This window comes from Luteibacter sp. P1_D3, assembly GCF_056406135.1.
Map to the genome: position 1 here is coordinate 1 of NZ_JBFUAT010000041.1, position 17,812 is coordinate 17,812.

Below are 17,812 nucleotides of genomic sequence, written 5' to 3' on the forward strand. Positions count from 1 at the left end.
GCGTCATGCTGCTCACGCCTGAACCGATGTTGATGATGCTTCCGCCTTCGGGCAGGTACTTCATGGCAGCCTGCGTCACCAGCAGCGCACCGCGGACATTGACATTGAAGTGGTTGTCGAAGTGCTCGTCCGTGAACTCTTCGATCGCGCCGAACCGGTACACGCCGGAGTTGTTCACGACAATGTCCAGCTTGCCGAAGTTCGACACGGCGGCTTCGACCAGGGCATGCGCCTGGGCTGCCTTGCTGACGTCGCCGCCTACGGCGACGGCCTTGCCGCCTGCCTGGGTAATGGCGTCGACGACGGCATCCGCACCGGCCTTGCTCGACGCGTAATTGACGACGACCGACGCGCCTTCGGCGGCCAGCGCTTTGGCGATAGCGGCGCCGATACCCTTGGATGCGCCGGTAACGACGGCGACTTTGCCTGTGAGTTTGCTCATGACGTGAATCCTCGATGGGTGAAACGGGAAGGAGCGGAAGGCGTCGGTCTGCCGGCGCCACGGGATACGAAGTGGGGCGGCGGCTCGGGCGGAGTAGTGGGCGCGAGGGAATAGCTCTTATTCGCCGGGAGCGGCGCGGGGCGATGGGTGGCACAATCCACCTCTTGGCTATCGACAGGATCCTGCAGTGACGTCCCCGACCCGACAGGGTTTCATTCTGACCCGCCACTGGCGGGATACGGGGCACGGCACCGACGTCGAGTTCTGGCTGGCCACGGACGAGGGGCCGCGGCGCGTCGTAATCACGGCACAGCAGTCGGTGGCGTTCGCCAGGGCATCGCAGCAGGCGGATATCGAAGGCGTCGCGCGCCGTGTCGCGAGCGTCGAGATCCGCCCCTTGCCGCTGAAGACCTTCGCCCAGGACACCGTGCTCGGCCTGTATACACGCAGCCACCGGCAGATGATCCTGCTCGAGAAGCGGTTACGGGATCGCGGCATTCCCCTGTACGAGGCCGACATCCGCCCGCCCGAGCGCTACATGATGGAGCGCTTCATCACGGCGGCGGTCAGCGTCGAGGGCGGTGTGGAGGAGGGTGACGCGATACTCGATCCCCGGCTCAGGCCTGCCGCCGACTACCGGCCCTCGCTACGCGTGGTGTCGCTCGATATCGAGACCAGCGCCGAGGGCGACCTCTATTCGCTGGCGCTGGAAGGTTGCGGTCAACGACAGGTCGTCATGCTCGGCGAACCCGGCGCGAACGACGTGCCGCCTGACGACTTCGACCTCGAATACGTCGCCGACCCGGCGCAGATCATCCACCGCCTGAACGCATGGTTCGCCGAACACGATCCGGATGCCATCATCGGCTGGAGCCTGGTGCAGTTCGATCTTCGAATCCTTCAGGCGCACGCGGACAAGTACGGTATCCCACTGCTCCTTGGCCGTGGTGCCCAGCCCATCGAATGGCGCGGACACTCGCGGCGCGAAGGCTTTCTTTTCGCACCCATGGCAGGACGGTTGGTGATCGACGGCATCGAAGCCGTACGCTCGGCGCAGTGGAGCTTCTCGTCGTACAGCCTGGAGAACGTGGCGCAAACGATGCTCGGCGAGGGCAAGTCCATCGACGACCCGTACCATCGTATGGCCGAGATCGAGCGACGTTTCCACGAGGACAAGGTGGCGCTCGCGCGCTACAACCTGAAGGACTGCGAGCTCGTTACGCGGATTTTCGCCAAGGCGAAGCTCTTCGAGTTCATGCTCGAACGTGCGCATGTCACCGGTCTCCAGGCCGATCACTTCGGCGGCTCCATCGCCGCGTTCGACCACCAGTACCTGCCCCGCATGCATCGCGAAGGGTATGTGGCACCCAATGTGGGCGACATTGCGGAGAAAGCGTTTCCGGGCGGCTTCGTGATGAACTCCCGCCCCGGGCTGTACGACTCGGTGCTGGTCCTGGACTTCAAAAGCCTCTACCCCTCGATCATCCGTACCTTCCTGGTCGACCCCGTGGGTCTTGCTGAAGGCGGCCTCGACACGTCGGCAACGGCCGCCGTGCCCGGTGTCCATGGACGCTTCTTCTCGCGTACCCGTCATTGCCTTCCCGCGATCGTCACGCAGTTATGGGATCGCCGCGACGAGGCGAAGCGCCAGGGCAACCAGCCGCAGTCGCAATCGCTGAAGCTGCTGATGAACTCGTTCGTCGGGGTGCTTGGCGCGCCCAACTGTCGCTTCTTCGATCCCGAACTGGTCTCGGCGGTGACCCTGCGCGGCCACGACGTAATGCGACACACCCGTGAGCGGGTTGAGGCCGAGGGCTACGAAGTCATCTACGGCGACACCGATTCGATTTTTATCTGGCTGAAGCAGCGTCGCAGCGAGGCCGAGGCATCCGCTATCGCCGACCATCTCGTCGAGCGCGTGAACGCGTGGTGGCGCGAGCATCTGTCCGACACGCTGGGCCTGACGAGCCAGCTGGAGATCGAGTTCGACACGCACTACCAGCGGTTCTTCATGCCGACCATCCGAGGTAGCGAACTGGGTAGCAAGAAGCGCTACGCCGGGTTGGTCGTCAGCGAGGATGGCGCGGAAGAGGTCGTGTATCGCGGGCTGGAGACGGTGCGCAGCGACTGGACACCGCTGGCGCAGAAGTTCCAGCAGGCGCTGTACCTGCTGATCTTCAAGGAGCAGCCGTACGCTGACTTTATCCGTGACTACACGCGCAGCCTGCTCGCTGGCGAGTTCGACGATCTCCTTGTCTACCGCAAGCGCCTGCGCGGCAAGCTGGCCGATTACCAGAGCAACACGCCGCCGCAGGTGCGGGCCGCGCGTATGGCTGACGAGTACAACGCGCGACGCCAGCGTCCCCAGCAATACCAGAACGGTGGCTGGATCAGCTATGTGATGACGCGCAACGGGCCCGAGCCACTCGAAGCGCGCGAGTCACGGATCGACTACGAGCATTACCTGACCAGCCAGTTGCAGCCGATCGCCGATGCGATCCTCGGGCCGCTGGGTGACAGCTTCGCCAACCTGACCACCGCGCAGATCAGCCTGTTCCAGGCGTGACCGGCCGGATCAAGCGCCGTCGCCGAGCACCTCGGCGATGCGCAACCTCAGCACTGGCAACAGTTCCTGTTCGAACCACGGGTTGCGTTTGAGCCAGGCCTGGTTACGCGGGCTGGGGTGAGGCAGGGGCACGATCAATGGCCAGTCCCGCCGCCAGCCGGCGACGACATCCGTCAGCGTCTTGCCGCGGCCGGGCAGGTGGTACGCCATCGCGTATTGCCCGAGCACGAGGGTGAGTTGCAGGTGCTTCAGTTGGCCGAGCAAAGGCGCGCGCCACGTTGGCGCACACTCGGGGCGCGGTGGAAGATCGCCCGATTTCCCTGTCCCGGGAAAGCAGAAACCCATCCCCAGGATCGCCAGCTTCGTCTCGTCGTAAAAGACCTCGGGCGAAATGCCCAGCCACTGGCGCAGCCGGTTGCCGCTGACGTCGTTGAACGGGATGCCCGTCTCGTGCACTTTGCGGCCAGGTGCCTGGCCCGCGATCAGGATGCGCGACGAGGCGGACATCTGCACGACGGGACGAGGGCCCAGCGGCAGATGCGCGGCGCACAGCGTGCATGCGCGGACATCGGAGAGGAGGGAGCTCAAGGCGGTCATGGAAGACGCAGGTCGCGGTCCTGGAGATCGTCGGAAGCTTAGCGCGGTAGCAGGGTTGCCGCACCGCGAAGCATCAGGTCAATGCTCTCTTCGAACCGCTGGTCGAAGCGATCGAAGAGGACCTCGCCCGCTTCGCGAAGGAGTGGGAAGGCATCCGGGTCGAGATGTGTTTTTCGCAGTTCGATGTCGTACGCCGGCGAGCGCTCACCGGGCTTCGGAAACACGGCCTGCTCTTCGATCACGAAGCTCACGGTGAAGGTGTAGACGGCGCTGAGCAGGGTGACCGCCTGGCGTGTCGTGAAGCCGGCCTGCGTGAGGTGGCCGCCGATGCGCTCGGCGGTTTCCTGGAACAGCGTGTTGGTCAGGCGCGTGCCAGCGATCATGCGGCCGCCGTCCCGGTGGGTCAGCAGCGTTTTGCGCAGGCCGTGCCCGAACGTGGATACCCAGACCCGCCAATCGTCGGACGGTTCGCCCGGCATGAGTTGCTCGGCGCCACTGGCGAGCACGAGCGTGGCCATCTCGTCGATCAGGGCGTCCTTGCTCTTGAAGTGCCAATAGAGCGTGGGGGCCTGGATGTGCAGCGTATGCGCAAGCTTGCGGAGCGTCAGATCCTCGAGGCCGGTATCGGCGAGGAGGCGCAAGGCGGCCTGCACGATGATGTCGCGGTTCACTTTCATGGCGGCCTGCCTCGTAGGATTGCAAAGCCAATCTAACACGGTTAGAGTCAATCTAACGTCGTTAGATTATCGAGAGGTGCGCCGTGAAAGCTGCCGTCGTTTACGAAGCGGGCAAGACGCCCGTGTTGGCCGAGTTCGAAACGCCCGTCGCCCAGCCCGGCGACGTGTTGATCGCGGTGAAAGCATCCGCACTCACTCAGTTCACCAAATCGCGCGCTTCAGGCGCCCATTACAGCGCCGATGCCGTCCTGCCGGCGATCGCCGGTTCGGACGGCGTGGGCGTGACGGAAGAGGGCCGCCGGGTGTATTTCATCCTTCCCCAGGCGCCGTTTGGCGCCCTGGCGGAGGTCACGCGCGTACGTGCTGGATTCTGCATCCCCGTCCCGGACGGGCTTGACGACGTCACCGCGGCGGCGCTGGCCAACCCCGGCATGTCGGCCTGGGCGGCGCTGGTGTACCGCGCGCAGATCAAGCCGGGCGACACCGTCCTGATCAATGGCGCCACGGGAACCGCAGGCCGCCTGGCAGTGCAACTCGCCAGGCATCTCGGCGCGGGCAAGATCATCGCCACGGCGCGCGACGCGACAGCGCTTGAGTCGGTGAAGGCACTGGGTGCCGACGTGCTGTTGCCGTTCCAGCTGGATGGCGGCGACGAGGCAGGGGCGGCGCGCTTCGGCGCCGCGCTTGAGGCGCAGTTCAAGGAAGGCATCGATGTCGTTGTCGACTACCTGTGGGGCAAGAGTGCCGAGGCCATCATCGTGGCCATCGCCAAGGCGGTCGACGATGCGCGTCCGGTCCGTTTCGTCCAGGTCGGCAGTTCCAGCGGCGGCGAGATCACTTTGCCGGGCGCCGCATTGCGGTCCTCGGCGATCGTACTGATGGGCAGCGGGATCAAGAGCGTGCCGCTGGCGGACCTGCTCGCCGCGGTGGGTCACGTCTTCGCGGTGGCGGTGTCGGCCAACCTCAAGATCGCGACGCGTGTGCTTCCACTGGCGGACGTCCAGACGGCCTGGGGTGGCGATGGCGGAAAGGAACGAATCGTCTTTGTTACGGCGTGAAACGCTCTAGGTAGGAGCCGATTTATCGGCGATGGGTGCTGGCCCCAACCTGGCCCGCTGCCGCGGGATCGCCGATGAATCGGCTCCTACAGGTTGCGGTGTGTTTGCTACACTACGTGCCGAAACGACTTGCCAGCCGCGTCAAGCCAGCCCCCGTCGTGAACTCATGCAAGCGGAATCCCCGCTTGTGTAGGCCACTCGCCCAGGGGCTCCTCCCATGCTTGAACGTCTTATCAGCCGCCCACGGCTGCTTTCGCTGGCCATTGGCCTTGCCCTTTCCGTACCCGTCGCACAGGCGCAGTCGCAGTCGACGACGTCCGATACGCCGACAACACTCGATGCGGTCAAGGTCCGCGGGCAGCGCACGCCGAACTACACCGTCGACCAGACCGCCGTCGCGACGCGCCTGCCGTTATCGCTGCAGGACACGCCGCAGTCGGTGAGCGTCATCACCGAACAGCGGATCGAGGACCAGAACCTCACCTCGGTGCGCAGCGTCCTCGACAACACGACCGGCGTCTTCTCCAGCGCGTACGACACCGAACGCGTGGTGTTCTACGCACGTGGCTTCCAGATCGAGAACATGGCGTACGACGGCGTGCCCGTCGCCCCCGGTATCAATGCCGGCTCGGCGGACGGCAGCCTCGACACCTCGATCTACGATCGCATCGAAGTGGTACGTGGCGCTTCCGGCCTGTTGAGCGGCGCAGGCAGTCCGTCGGCCCTGATCAACTTCGTGCGCAAGCATGCCGACAGCCGCACGCTGCAGGCGGACGCCTCAGTGAGCTACGGCTCGTACAACACGCAGCGCGAATCGGTGGACGTGTCTTCGCCGCTCAATGATTCGGGTAGCGTGCGTGGCCGCGTGGTGGCCACGCACGAGCAGGGCAACTCCTATCTCGATCGCTACAGCAGCAAGAAGGATGTGCTCTATGGCGTGGTCGATGCCGACCTGGGCGAGAACACCACGCTGAGCGTCGGTTTCGATTGGCAGAAGTCCAAGCCCAAGGGCGTGACCTGGGGCTCGTATCCGGTGTTCTACGACGATGGCGGTTTGATCCAATGGCGTCGTGGCTTCACCAGCGCGGCCGACTGGACGCGCTGGACCAACACCACCAAAACCGGTTTCATCGACCTCAAGCACGACTTCGGCAACGGCTGGCAAGGGCATGCCATGGCCAGCCACCGCGAGACGCAGGGCGATTCGCAGCTCTTCTACGTGTACGGCTTCCCCAATCGTGAAACGGGCGCGGGCGTGGATCCGTACGCCTACCAGGGCCGCGATCGCGGTCGTCAGAACATGCTGGACCTCTATGCGTCCGGGCCGTTCGAAGCGTTCGGGCGCGAGCACGAACTCGTCGTCGGCGCGAGCGGTTCGCACTACACCAAGGATTCCACCGAGAACGCGCACGGGGACCTGCCGCCGATCGACAACTTCCTCGCCTGGAACGGCGATTATCCCTTCCCGGACTTCGCGTCCACGGGTGATCGCGCGAACCTCGCTCGTACGGTGCAGAGCGGCGTCTACATCGCCACGCGCCTGCAACTGGCCGATCCCCTCAAGCTGGTAGCAGGTGCACGCTATGCGCGTTGGAAGAACGACACCAACGATGCGTCGGCCGGCATCTATCACCAGAAAGACAGCAAGACGATTCCCTACGCGGGCCTGATCTACGAGATAAACCCGACGTACTCGGCGTTTGCCAGTTACACGGAAATCTTCGATCCGCAGGACAACCGTCGTGCCGACGGCAGCTTCCTCGAGCCCATGACCGGCAGCAGCCGTGAGGTCGGCATCAAGGGTCGCCACTTCGATGGCCTGTTGAACACCTCGCTGACCTTCTTTGAAACCCGTCAGGACAACGTGGCCGAAGCCGCGGTGGGTGAATTCCTGCCGGATGGCCGCACGCAGGCGTACAACCCCGTGAACGGCACGCGCTCGCGCGGCTTCGAGGCCGAGGTTTCGGGCCAGCTGTCCGATACCTGGAACGGCACGCTCGGCTGGTCGCGCTTCAACATCAAGGGACTCGGCGACGACGGCACGATGACGGCCTTGCGCACCGCCTTGCCGCGAACGCTGGTTCGTCTGTTCACCACGTACACGCTACCGGGCAGCTGGAACCACGTGACCGTGGGCGGTGGCGCCAACTGGCAGTCCGCCAGCCATGCGCCTGTCGATGGCCCAGGCGGCCCGCAGACGGTGAACCAGTCGTCGGTGATGCTGGTGAGCGCGATGGCGAAGTATGCGTTCTCGCCGCAGGCCTCGCTGCAGCTCAACGCGGACAACCTGCTCAACCGGAAGTACTTCGTGCTGGACGAGTACAGCAACCTCTATTACGCGGCGCCGCACACCGCCACGTTGACGTTCAACTATAAGTTCCTTTGATCGCCGCCGATCAGTTGCGCTCGAGCCGGGACAAGAGTTCCGACGCATGGAAGATGCGGTTGCGCTTTCGCGACGGATAGCGATCCTGCAGGATGCCGCGGTCGACGAGGATGTCGACCGCGGTCGACGCGGTCTGGAACGATGTGCCCAGGAGCGAGGCCATTTCGTTGATACTGGTTACCGGGTGTCCGAGCAGCAACTCGGGCAATCGGTGCGCGGCGGCATCCGCACGGATATCGGTGAGCCGTGTCATCCACCCCGCGAGGATCTCGTTCATGTCGCGCGCGATGGAAAGGGACGTGTCGCAGGCGTCGACCACGGCGCGGCACAGGAACTCGACCCAGGCATCCCAGTGGTCCTTGAGCTGCACGCCGGCAAGGCATTCGTAGTAGGCGTGGCGATACCGCAGCAGGAAGCCTGAAAGATAAAGCGGCGGATAGCCCGCCTCGGCGAGCATGAGCGGCATGATGAGCCGCCCGACGCGTCCGTTGCCATCAGCGAAGGGATGGATCGTCTCGAACTGCGCATGCGCGATGGCCAGGCGAGCGACGATACCCAGCTCGTAGTGTTCTTCTTCATCGCGTTCGTAGCGGAGCATGGAATCCTCTAGCTCCTCCATGCACGCAGCGATATAGGCAGGTGGAGGTGGAACGAAGGTCGCATCTTCGATGCGTCCCGTGCCGATCCATGCCTGCGTATCTCGCCACTCGCCGGCTCGGACGTGCGGGTGCGAGCCCTCCATCAGAACGCGATGGAGCCGCCTCACGACATCGAGCGTGATGCCCTCCGCGCCCGATGCGGCGAGCGAATCCAGCCCGTCCTTCAGGGCGACCACGTAGCGCTCGGTGACAAGGGCATCGGGCGTGTTTCCCTCGGCGCCCTGGGTCGCTTCGTATTCCAGGAGTTCGGACAGCTGCGTTCGCGTTCCTTCGATCTGGGAGCTTTGAACCGCTTCGCGACGGGCAAGGGAGCGGGTAATCAGTTCGGTATGGGGAAGGTGGGCGACCGCATCCTGCAGCCGCCCGAGTGCCTCGTAAGCGCGTTGAATGGCGGAATTTGCCTGTGGACCCATCGACAGAAGGCGCGGCGTCTTCGGCGGCACCAGGGCATGGCAATGCGACCGTGGCTCGTCGCATTTGACGAGGCAGCGCTGTCGACTAGCGGTGAGATCCTGGCGGCGCACGGGGTTCGACCCATGGATAAGTTGGAATAAGGCTAAGCCTTATTCAAGGATAAGTCGATAACCTTGAATAAGGCCGTTCCCTATTCAAGGTTAGCGTGGCCCGAACGCCTACCTTCCGACCTGCCTCATCGCCCCCGGCGGCTCGCCGATCACTCGCTTGAACGCCCGGCTGAAGGCGGCCAGCGAGCCGTAGCCCAGCTGGAAAGCCACGCTTTCGATCGTCGAGCCATCGCGGCTGATCCACTGCGCGGCAAGGCGCATGCGCAGCTCGGTGAGGTAGCGCACGGGGGTCATGCCGGTGACGGTGAGAAAACGTTCGGCGAAGACCGAACGTGAGCTGCCCATCTGATCGGCCAGTTCGGCGACGGTCCAGTTCCTGCCGGGCTCGCGGTGCATGGCGACGATGGCTCTGCCCAGCCGGGGGTCGCGCAGGCCTTTCAGCCAGCCCGAGGCCTCGCCACAGCCGGATTCGACCCAGCCACGCACGATGATCGCGGAGATGACGTCGGCCAGGCGGGCAAGAATGCCGGCGAATCCCGCGCGCTTCGTGCACGACTCCCGCTCCATGGCGTCGAGCATCGGGCGCAGCTCCGGATGGCGATTGAGCAGGGTGCCGACGTGCATCACTTCGGGCATGGCGGAGACCAGCGGCTGCATGCCGCCCAGTTCGAACTGCATGCAGCCACTGAAGATCAGTGCGTCCGGTGTCGTCGCGCTCGCGGCGCAGTCGGGATGGATATTGGCCACGCTCTCGCACAGCGGCGTCGCCAGAAAATCGGTGACGTCTCGCGGCTCGACATCCGCCGACGAGAGCAGCACGTGGGGAAGGCCTTGCGGCAGCAGCACGGCGTCGCCCGTCTGCAGTGGGAGCAGGCGTTCGTCCTGAGTGCGCAAGAGCACCGGCCCACGCCCGATGAAGTGGAACTGCGCATGGCCCGGCTCGCCGCCGAAACCTATACCGAACGGGCTGTCCAGCTCGATCCGCCGGTAATTCACGCCGACCAGCCGCATTCCCAGCAGCAGCTCGCTCGCGGCATCGGATTCGTCGACGTAGGCAGGAAGCATGAGCGGTCCGGACGTATGATCAAGCATTAAGGATTTGCCATCATATACCGTCCGGCCGGTGCGGCCTACCATCCTCGCTTTCCTTTGATAGTCGGGAAGCGACATGACGGTATGTGCGGAAACCTGTGACACGGCGGTGGAAACCGATAAGCCCGCTTGGACGGCGGTCTTTGCGGTAACCCTGGGCGTCTTTGCCCTCATTACGGCGGAGTTCCTGCCGGCAAGCCTGCTGACCCCCATGGCGGCGAGCCTGGGCGTGACCGAAGGCATGGCAGGGCAGACGGTCACCGTCACGGCGGCGATCGCCCTGGTCACCAGCCTGCTGATCTCGGTACTCACCCGCAATACGGATCGGCGGGTAGTCCTGCTTTCCTTCTCGGTGCTGCTGGTCGCCTCGAACCTGCTCGTCGCGTTCGCGCCGACGCTCGCCCTGGTCCTGCTGGGACGCGTGCTGCTCGGTATCGCGATCGGCGGTTTCTGGACGATGTCCGCGGCCGTCGCCATGCGACTGGTGCCGGAGGCGATGGTGCCACGCGCCCTGTCGATCATCTTCAGCGGCGTGTCCGTCGCCACCGTCGCTGCCGCACCGTTGGGAAGCTACTTCGGACACCTCATCGGCTGGCGCAACGTCTTCCTGATCGCCACCGTCATCGGCGTGCTCGCGTTCTTCTGGCAGCTGATGGTGTTGCCGAAGATGGCGCCGACCGGGACCGCTCGCATGGGTACGCTGGTCGAAGTCATGAAGCGTCCTGTCATGCGCGCCGGCATGATCTCGGTGCTGCTCGTCTTCACCGGGCACTTCGCGTTCTTCACGTATCTGCGGCCCTTCCTTGAAGTGGTCACGGGCGTCGGTGTGAATGGGCTTTCGGTGATCCTGCTCGGTTTCGGTGTCGCCAACTTCATCGGTACCTCGCTCGCCGGGTTCATCCTCGAGCGCAGCCTTCGCATGACTTTGTTGCTGATGCCGCTGGCGATGGGCGTGATCGCCCTCGCGCTGGTCGCCCTCGGTCGTGCGCCGATCGCCGATGCCTTGCTCGTCGCACTCTGGGGCATGGCTTTTGGTGCGGTACCCGTGGCATGGACGACGTGGATCACGAAGACCGTGCCCGACGAAGCCGAAAGCGGTGGTGGCCTGATCGTGGCTGCGGTGCAATTCGCGATCACGCTCGGCGCAGCCGCCGGTGGCCTGGTATTCGATCATTCCGGCGCATCCGGTGTCTTCGTGGGCAGCGGCGTCGTGCTGCTCGTGGCGACGGCGATGATCTTCGTCAGCTTGCGCGATCGTTCCGAGGCGGGCGTGCCGGTGGCGTCGGAGGCTTGATGGTTGTGGGATGATCCGCCGAAGCCGATACACACACGTTTCCGGTGCGATCCTCCCCTCGTCAGAAAGGCGTCCCCGTGGATCTAGACTCGCGTTCGCATGACACCGCGTTTGGCCGCAGGACCATCGTCTTTGCGCTGATCACCCTGGTGTACGTGCTCGTTGCACATGCGCTGGCCTACCTGACGCACGAGTACGCGCATACGGTAACGGCCTGGTCACTCGGATGGATGGCCAGGCCGTTCGATGTCGACTACGGTGCGGCTACCGTGTCCAACATCGTTTTTCTCGGCGATGTGTCGGACAACGTGAGCTACGACCCCATCTTCGCGAGCGGACACGGACCGAGTGCCGCGATGATCGCGCTAGCGGGGCCTTTCCTTGGCAACGGCGTGTCGTATTTTCTTGTCTACGCCCTTACGGGAGCCGCCTGGGTTCGCTCCAGGCGCTACGTGCTGATGTTTCTCTACTGGCTGGCACTCATGTGTGCCGCCAATATCTGGAGCTACGTACCGATCAGGGCGCTGACCACGCATGCGGACATCGCGTTGGCGGCGAAAGGCTTCGGCATCTCGACGTGGTTGCTGTTTCCCTTCGTCATGGCGATTTCCGCCTTCGTGACCTGGCACTTCCTGACGCGGATGGTCGCAAGGGCTTGCGAGCCGATCGTGGCCGGCTCGCTGCCCAACCTCGTCCTCTTCGTCGCTTTCACCGCCTTCTGGTACTTCTCGTTCTTCGGCGGCGATCCAATGAGTGGTTCGTACGGACTGATCTCGCAGATCCTGTCGATCACATCGCGCTACCTGCTGTTCCCGCTTTGCGCGGCGTGGCTGGGCAGTCGTTACGTCGCCCGGTTCATTTCCCCGCGCTGATCAGGGCCTGTTCGAGGTCGGCATGGGCCTCGTCCAGCTTGCGCTGGCGATCCGCGATCTTCTTTGCGCTCTTGCCCTGGTCCTTGGCTTGCTGGAGGTCGCGCTCGTTGGCCGCGACGTCTTCGCGGGCTTTGGCGACCTTCTCGTTGGCGGCGCTTTGCAGGGAGGCTTCCGTGCAGTGGGCCGTCACCTCTGCCAGCGCTGTCTGCAGCCCGCGTACCCGGGACGCGTTGCCGTGGCTCTGGGCGTAGGCGATCTCGGTCTCGATCGACTGGCGTTTGGCGTCGCAACCGGCGGACTGGGCGAGGGCGAGGGCAGGCATGAGGAACGATGTAAACAAGACAGTCGCAATCAAGGCTTTCATGATGTCGCTCCTCCGGATCGACGACCGACCCGCTTCCCTGGAGTTGATGTCATGCCCAGCCTGTCCGTCAAGCGCGTCTACGACGAGCCATCACCGCGTGACGGCATGCGCGTGCTGGTGGACCGGCTCTGGCCGCGCGGCCTGACCAAGGAAAAAGCCGCCGTGGATCTGTGGCTCAAGGAGATCGCGCCGACGCCGACCCTACGCACCTGGTTCGATCATCGGGAAGATCGCTTCGACGCGTTTGCCGAAAACTACCGGGACGAACTCGAACACAATCCGGCGGTGGCCGAGCTGCGGGCACTGGCGAGGAAGCGAAAGGTGACGCTCGTCTACGGCGCGCACGATCCGGCGATCAACCATGCCGTCGTGCTCAAGGCATGGCTGGGCGCCTGATCGCGGGCTGTTATTTTGTGGCGCCGCCCTTAGTGGGTTTCGACAACGCCCGCTGTGCCTGCATCACCTGCTCGTAGTCGGGTGCCGCGACGGTGCCGACATGCAGCGCCGACCGCAGGTTTCCTTGTGCCACCAGCGACACCTCACCCAGGCCACCGTCCTGGGCGGTACTCCACGACGCGATGGCAATCGTATTGTCGCCGTGCGTGTTCAGCAGTCCCGCCGGCAGTTCGAAGTCGGTCTGCGGGCCCACGTCGCTGATGTAGCGGCCCATCTGCCAGCCGTTGATGAAGATGATGGCGCGGTAGTGATGCGGTGCGATGTCATGGATGCGCAGGGCGATAGGCACATCCTGGCCGGCCGGAAGATCGAGGTGGAAGCTCGTACGGTACCAGTCGATGCCGGGTTTGTCGGTCGCGCGGGGCAGGGTGGTCGTTGCCCAGCGAGCATCGCTGAAACCTGGCAGGTGCCAGCCCATGCGTTCGCCGTAGAAGCCACCCGCATTGAACGGGCCGCGTATCGGGTCGGGAAGGTTTTCACCGCCGACGTTGCCCTGGATCTTCCAGCGGATGTCGGTCGCCGCGCCGGCGAAGCTGGCGCCGATCAGGCCGCGCGGTTCGCGGAACGTGCCGCTGTGTTCTTCCTGCAGGTGTCCGGTGTTCTCGACCAGCACGGAGACGACGTTGTCGCCGCCTGCGTTGAGCCAGCGGGGATCGATCGGGAACTGCTGCGCGCCGCTGGGATTGTTGCCGAGGAAATGGCCATTGAGCCAGGCGGTGAAGATGCCGTGGTTGCCTAGGTGCACGCCGGTGTTCGCGCCAAGGAGGATCGCGGTCTCCTTACCCGTCGCCTTGAAGTGGCCGCGATACCAGACGTTGCCGTGATGGAAATCGTAGTCGTCCGCGTCGAGGATCGGCAGCTTATGGTTCCAGTACGGATTGGGGGTGGTCGCGCGGTCCGCGACCTTCCAGGCGCTGTCGTCGAAGGCAGGCGCGATTTCCGGCGCGGCCTCGCTGATATGCCAGGTGGTCAGGCGTGGCAGCGACACCGGCGTCGGCCCGTCGAGGTGACCTTGCAAGCTCGCGGAAGCCGTGACGTTCGCCGCCACGGGCACACCATTCCATGAGAAGTCGTGAGTATCCGGCGTGGCGAACACTTCGATGTCGCCGGCGGTGTCGGTGTCACCGGTGAGTGCGAGGCGATCGCCGTCGTGGGTTGCCGTGCGCGCGAGATAAGGGCCGCGCAGAAGGATCGGCCCGGCTTGCGTCGGCAATTGCCAGAAGCGAATCGCCGCATCGTTGTCGCCGATCAACAGCAGCAGGGTGCTGTCGCCCTGGTGGATGGCGACCCGCGCCAGGCCGTCATGGCGATAGTTGAGACGCAGCGTATGCGTGGCGGCATCCCAGTGCGTGGCGACCTTGCCGTCGATCACCTGCGTGGTCGGCTCGGCGGCATAGCGCAGAACGGTTTCGCCGTCCTCGTCGTGCCGGCCATAAAGCACGGCGATATCGCGGTCGCCCAGCCTCAGCTGCGTCATCAGCTCGGAGGTGGAATAGGCCAGATCCTGCTTGCCGAAGTGGAGGTTGGCCAGCAGCACTTTCGAATCGCGACCGTCGATGCGGATAGCCGTGCCCGGCTGCTGCGGGACAGTCGTCTCGGTCTTCGTGCCGAGGGCGATGCGCATGTGAGTCGCGTCGCTCGATGTATCCGTCACATCGGCGTGTCGCAGGATGTAGAAGCGGGTGCCGTCTTCCGGGTTGATGCGGGCAGTGACGCGAAGGCGCGGGTTGTCGGGCGTAGACGTGGCGACGGCATCAGTGCGCGCAAGCGACGGAACGGCCTGGCTCATGTAGCCGATGAGTTTCTGCTGGTCGTACTTGGAGTTCAGCGTCCGGTTGGCCGTGATCGGTGCACCGTAGTCGTACGAGGTGTAGACCCCGGGGGACGACAGCCAACCCCAGTTGATCCCGCCGTAGGTCATGTAGAAGTTCTGCATGGTCGAGCCGGCGGCGATGTTCGATTCGTAAAACACGCGCTCGAAATCGGGTCCGGTCAGCTTGCGGCAGGCCTCGTATCCCGGCCCACCCCAGACGTCGAATGCACCGCCCTGGAACTCCGGAAAGAACAACGGCGAGCGGGTCAGACGCTTTCGCTCGCTGGCGAAGTCGTAGACGTTGTTCCACCGCTCCGGTCGCGTGCAGTCGAAATCCGCCGGGTACGAGTCGTAGCCAGGCATGTCCACGGCGCCGACGCCGGTAAAGAAGTTGTCGTTGTGGTTGCCGATGAGCGGCACCGTGATGCCGTCGGCGCGCGCCTTATCCTCGATGTCCTGCATGTATTGGCGGCTATCGGCGGAGTCATCGTAAAGCTCGTTCTCGACCTGATAGAGCAGTACGGTGCCCCGGCCATCGGTGAACTGGTGACGCGCAAGAATGCGATCGATCTCGGTCATCCACTCGCGATAGGCGGCGGTATAGTCCGGTGCGGTAGAACGCGGTTTGCCCGCGGTCGTGACCAGCCAGCCGGGAAAGCCACCTGCATCCGTCTCCGCGTTGATGTACGGGCCCGGACGCGCGATGACGTAGATACCTGCGTCGCGTGCCATGTCGAGAAGACGGTCAACATCACGGATACCCGAGAAGTCGTAGACCCCGCGTCGCGGCGAGTGATATCCCCAGTCGAAGTAGATCTCCACGGCATTGAAGCCGGCGGCCTTCATCTTCTGCAGAACGTCGGCCCAGAGATCAGGGGAGGGCAGGCGCCAGTAGTGAAACGAGCCCGACCAGAGATACGTGGGTTTGCCATCGATGATCAGCGAGTAGCGGTCGTAGGCGATGGTGTGCGCGTGTGGTGAGGGTGCTGCCGCTGCAGCTGCTGTGGGCGTCAGCGATGCCGCGGGCGAAGGAGCTTGCATTGGCTGGCCTGCCGGCGCTTGAGTGGCCTTCGCCACCACGAGGGCGCTCGACAATGTCAGGGCGAGCAGCCCCAGGCTGACCGAGCGCGCAGCAAGACGGCCAGACGGCCCCTGAAAAGCAAACATCCCCAACCTCCGATCGACGACGGCGCGCCCTGTGGCATTCCCCGGAGGTTGGGGTATTTTGGGCATATTTGCAAATTTGGGTATTTGTCAGCTCATGCCGCCATCGACCTCAGCTCTTGTAGGAGCCGATTCATCGGCGATCACCCGCCGCGACAACGCCCCAGCCAGCCCCCAAGCCGCCACCCCCACCAACGGAATCCCCGCCACCCAAGGCAACGAAGCCGCCACGGCAAACAACATCGTCCCACTGGCCGGCCCGACTGTATCCTTCAGATCGTTCGCCACTGACACCGCTGCCATGTACGTCGCCCGCGTCTTCGGCGCCGCCAGTTCGTTCACGGCCGACGGAATCAACGGCCCGCAAAGAACGTCTGCCGCGGAGAAGCACGTCATCGCCACGACCAGCGCGATCAGGCTGGGCGACGCAAGCAGGACACTGAAAGCCACGATCAGGATCGCCGCACTGGCAAGGACCAATACGCGTGCGCTGATCCTTTTGGTGAGACGAGTGACCGGTATCAGCAGCACGGACGTCAGCAGCGCGCCGAAGGTGAAGAGCAGGCCCACGCCCGACGGGCTCAGCGTGCCCGACGCATGCACGCTCAAGGGCAGCACGGTTTCCACCCAGCTTCCCGATAACTCGAGCAACATGAAACACAGCAGCAAGCCGCCGAGTCGGCGATCGCGAAGGGCGGGAAGCAAGGCCGAGAAGCCTTCCTCGTCATCGTCTTCCTCATCGCTGGCACCGATGCCTCGCGTCTCGGGTAGCAGGAAAGCGACCAGTGACGCCGCGATCAGCAGCGCGACAGCCGAGCCGACGAAGACCGTGCTCAACGACCGCAAGACAAGCCATGCGCCAAGCGCAGGCCCTATCGCGCGCCCGATGCCGGAAAGCACGCGGGCCACGGCGAAGTAGTGTCGCGTCTCGTCTTGCGGGACGACGTCACCGATCACGGTGAAAGCCGTGGGGTGCAAGACGCTCTCGAAGACGCCGATCAGCAGGAGCACCGCCGCCGTTGCAATCACACCGTGGCAGAACGACAGCAGCAGGAAGCCGCCGCCGACACCCAGGGTCGAGGCCAGCAGGACGGGTTTGCGACCGAGGCGATCGGCGATACCGCCGAGTAAGGGTGTGGCAAGCAACTCACCGCCGGCGTAGCAGCCGAACAGGACGCCGATCCAGGCCGTAGGCACGCCGGCGTCTTTCTGCGCCCATAGGGCAAAGAAAGGCAGCATCACGCCGTCGCCGATACTGATGAAAAGGAAGAGGAGGGCGGCGAGGGACGCCGGCTTTCTGAGAAGGGTAAGCAGGTTCACGTTTTCAACTCCACGCAGCGACCAGCCACCACGAGGGCAACTGGACAGGATGCGCGTTGGTTGACGTAAACGCTTACGGCCGCCGGAGATGGCGACGGCGCGAGGTTAGCAGCGCCGCCGGCCTGTGCCAAGGGGTATCACGCGTGGAAAGGCACCCAGAACGTCTTCACGGTTACGTTGAGCATGCCCGACTTCACCGACGGATCTTCCGTGGCGATCCTGACGGCTTCTTCGAAATCCGCCGCCTTGAAGATGGTCATGCCACCGTCCTCCAGGACGCCGTTGAGGCCACCGGCCTTTTCCATGAAGGGACCGCTGAGGATCGTCTGGCCTTTCTCCTGCATCTGATCCATGTAACCCACATGGACCATGAACTCGGGTTGCTCGTTGTACTTCACGCCAGGCACCCACTTCGGGCCGGGGGTCTGGAAGGCTACGTAATAGTGCGGGCCGTTTTCGTCGATCATTTTCAGGTGCTCCGGGGTAAGAAAATTAAGGGAATGGATGACGCATGCGGGGCTACGATCG

General features: G+C 64.2%; 15 protein-coding genes. 6 read left to right on the plus strand and 9 right to left on the minus strand.

Translation table 11 applies throughout. The annotated features are described in order from the left end of the window. Positions 1 to 442: SDR family NAD(P)-dependent oxidoreductase (locus tag AC1DYM_RS19825; protein ID WP_477341271.1), on the minus strand; the 442-nt coding region annotated here is incomplete at its 3' end. 187 nt (positions 443 to 629) lie between these two features. On the opposite strand from AC1DYM_RS19825, the gene AC1DYM_RS19830 reads away from it, so the two are divergent. Further along, the gene (locus AC1DYM_RS19830) at positions 630 to 3,008 is read left to right on the plus strand and encodes a DNA polymerase II (RefSeq protein WP_477341273.1); all 2,379 of its coding nucleotides are present in this window, start codon (positions 630 to 632) and stop codon (positions 3,006 to 3,008) included. Positions 3,009 to 3,017: 9 nt separating this feature from the next. Here the strand turns inward: AC1DYM_RS19830 and AC1DYM_RS19835 are convergent, their stop codons facing one another. Beyond that, the gene (locus AC1DYM_RS19835) at positions 3,018 to 3,605 is read right to left on the minus strand and encodes a uracil-DNA glycosylase family protein (RefSeq protein ID WP_477341275.1); all 588 of its coding nucleotides are present in this window, start codon (positions 3,603 to 3,605) and stop codon (positions 3,018 to 3,020) included. 38 nt (positions 3,606 to 3,643) lie between these two features. Further along, positions 3,644 to 4,282 carry a TetR/AcrR family transcriptional regulator C-terminal domain-containing protein gene (locus tag AC1DYM_RS19840; RefSeq protein ID WP_477341277.1) on the minus strand — a complete coding sequence of 213 codons (639 nt, stop codon included), beginning with the start codon at positions 4,280 to 4,282 and terminating at the stop codon, positions 3,644 to 3,646. A gap of 83 nt (positions 4,283 to 4,365) precedes the next feature. Between AC1DYM_RS19840 and AC1DYM_RS19845 the strand changes: the two genes are divergently transcribed. Beyond that, the gene (locus AC1DYM_RS19845) at positions 4,366 to 5,340 is read left to right on the plus strand and encodes a quinone oxidoreductase family protein (RefSeq protein WP_477341279.1); all 975 of its coding nucleotides are present in this window, start codon (positions 4,366 to 4,368) and stop codon (positions 5,338 to 5,340) included. Positions 5,341 to 5,557: 217 nt separating this feature from the next. Next, complete coding sequence (locus tag AC1DYM_RS19850; RefSeq protein ID WP_477341281.1) at positions 5,558 to 7,726, plus strand: TonB-dependent siderophore receptor; 2,169 nt, start codon at positions 5,558 to 5,560, stop codon at positions 7,724 to 7,726. Positions 7,727 to 7,736: 10 nt separating this feature from the next. Here the strand turns inward: AC1DYM_RS19850 and AC1DYM_RS19855 are convergent, their stop codons facing one another. Together AC1DYM_RS19855 and AC1DYM_RS19860 are read right to left on the minus strand one after the other, a co-directional pair. Then, positions 7,737 to 8,798, minus strand: coding sequence for a Fic family protein (locus tag AC1DYM_RS19855; protein ID WP_477341283.1), 1,062 nt, complete (start codon positions 8,796 to 8,798; stop codon positions 7,737 to 7,739). Between the two features lie 219 nt (positions 8,799 to 9,017). After that, positions 9,018 to 9,974, minus strand: a complete 957-nt coding sequence (locus tag AC1DYM_RS19860; RefSeq protein WP_477341285.1) for an AraC family transcriptional regulator — start codon at positions 9,972 to 9,974, stop codon at positions 9,018 to 9,020. A gap of 103 nt (positions 9,975 to 10,077) precedes the next feature. Between AC1DYM_RS19860 and AC1DYM_RS19865 the strand changes: the two genes are divergently transcribed. Together AC1DYM_RS19865 and AC1DYM_RS19870 are read left to right on the plus strand one after the other, a co-directional pair. Further along, positions 10,078 to 11,295, plus strand: a complete 1,218-nt coding sequence (locus tag AC1DYM_RS19865; RefSeq protein ID WP_477341287.1) for an MFS transporter — start codon at positions 10,078 to 10,080, stop codon at positions 11,293 to 11,295. Positions 11,296 to 11,372: 77 nt separating this feature from the next. Further along, positions 11,373 to 12,167 carry a hypothetical protein gene (locus tag AC1DYM_RS19870; RefSeq protein ID WP_477341289.1) on the plus strand — a complete coding sequence of 265 codons (795 nt, stop codon included), beginning with the start codon at positions 11,373 to 11,375 and terminating at the stop codon, positions 12,165 to 12,167. On the opposite strand, the gene AC1DYM_RS19875 is transcribed toward AC1DYM_RS19870, so the two are convergent. Further along, complete coding sequence (locus AC1DYM_RS19875; protein ID WP_477341291.1) at positions 12,151 to 12,531, minus strand: DUF1090 domain-containing protein; 381 nt, start codon at positions 12,529 to 12,531, stop codon at positions 12,151 to 12,153. The genes AC1DYM_RS19870 and AC1DYM_RS19875 overlap by 17 nt on opposite strands. A 51-nt stretch (positions 12,532 to 12,582) precedes the next feature. Between AC1DYM_RS19875 and AC1DYM_RS19880 the strand changes: the two genes are divergently transcribed. Continuing rightward, positions 12,583 to 12,927, plus strand: coding sequence for a DUF488 domain-containing protein (locus AC1DYM_RS19880; RefSeq protein WP_477341293.1), 345 nt, complete (start codon positions 12,583 to 12,585; stop codon positions 12,925 to 12,927). A 10-nt stretch (positions 12,928 to 12,937) separates the two neighbouring features. On the opposite strand, the gene AC1DYM_RS19885 is transcribed toward AC1DYM_RS19880, so the two are convergent. The 3 genes from AC1DYM_RS19885 to AC1DYM_RS19895 all read right to left on the minus strand — a co-directional run bounded on the left by AC1DYM_RS19885 (position 12,938) and on the right by AC1DYM_RS19895 (position 17,751). Beyond that, complete coding sequence (locus AC1DYM_RS19885; protein ID WP_477341295.1) at positions 12,938 to 15,967, minus strand: beta-galactosidase; 3,030 nt, start codon at positions 15,965 to 15,967, stop codon at positions 12,938 to 12,940. 87 nt (positions 15,968 to 16,054) lie between these two features. After that, positions 16,055 to 17,284, minus strand: a complete 1,230-nt coding sequence (locus AC1DYM_RS19890; protein ID WP_477341297.1) for an MFS transporter — start codon at positions 17,282 to 17,284, stop codon at positions 16,055 to 16,057. Between the two features lie 137 nt (positions 17,285 to 17,421). Then, positions 17,422 to 17,751, minus strand: coding sequence for a YciI family protein (locus AC1DYM_RS19895; RefSeq protein WP_477341299.1), 330 nt, complete (start codon positions 17,749 to 17,751; stop codon positions 17,422 to 17,424). Positions 17,752 to 17,812 lie beyond the last annotated feature (61 nt).

Excerpts from the sequence above, each read along its gene's own strand:
- AC1DYM_RS19835 (WP_477341275.1), bottom strand. The coding sequence starts at position 3,605 with ATGACCGCCTTGAGCTCCCTCCTCTCCGATGTCCGCGCATGCACGCTG.
- AC1DYM_RS19840 (WP_477341277.1), bottom strand. The coding sequence starts at position 4,282 with ATGAAAGTGAACCGCGACATCATCGTGCAGGCCGCCTTGCGCCTCCTC.
- AC1DYM_RS19850 (WP_477341281.1), top strand. The coding sequence starts at position 5,558 with ATGCTTGAACGTCTTATCAGCCGCCCACGGCTGCTTTCGCTGGCCATT.
- AC1DYM_RS19855 (WP_477341283.1), bottom strand. The coding sequence starts at position 8,798 with ATGGGTCCACAGGCAAATTCCGCCATTCAACGCGCTTACGAGGCACTC.
- AC1DYM_RS19860 (WP_477341285.1), bottom strand. The coding sequence starts at position 9,974 with ATGCTTCCTGCCTACGTCGACGAATCCGATGCCGCGAGCGAGCTGCTG.
- AC1DYM_RS19865 (WP_477341287.1), top strand. The coding sequence starts at position 10,078 with ATGACGGTATGTGCGGAAACCTGTGACACGGCGGTGGAAACCGATAAG.
- AC1DYM_RS19875 (WP_477341291.1), bottom strand. The coding sequence starts at position 12,531 with ATGAAAGCCTTGATTGCGACTGTCTTGTTTACATCGTTCCTCATGCCT.
- AC1DYM_RS19880 (WP_477341293.1), top strand. The coding sequence starts at position 12,583 with ATGCCCAGCCTGTCCGTCAAGCGCGTCTACGACGAGCCATCACCGCGT.
- AC1DYM_RS19885 (WP_477341295.1), bottom strand. The coding sequence starts at position 15,967 with ATGTTTGCTTTTCAGGGGCCGTCTGGCCGTCTTGCTGCGCGCTCGGTC.
- AC1DYM_RS19895 (WP_477341299.1), bottom strand. The coding sequence starts at position 17,751 with ATGATCGACGAAAACGGCCCGCACTATTACGTAGCCTTCCAGACCCCC.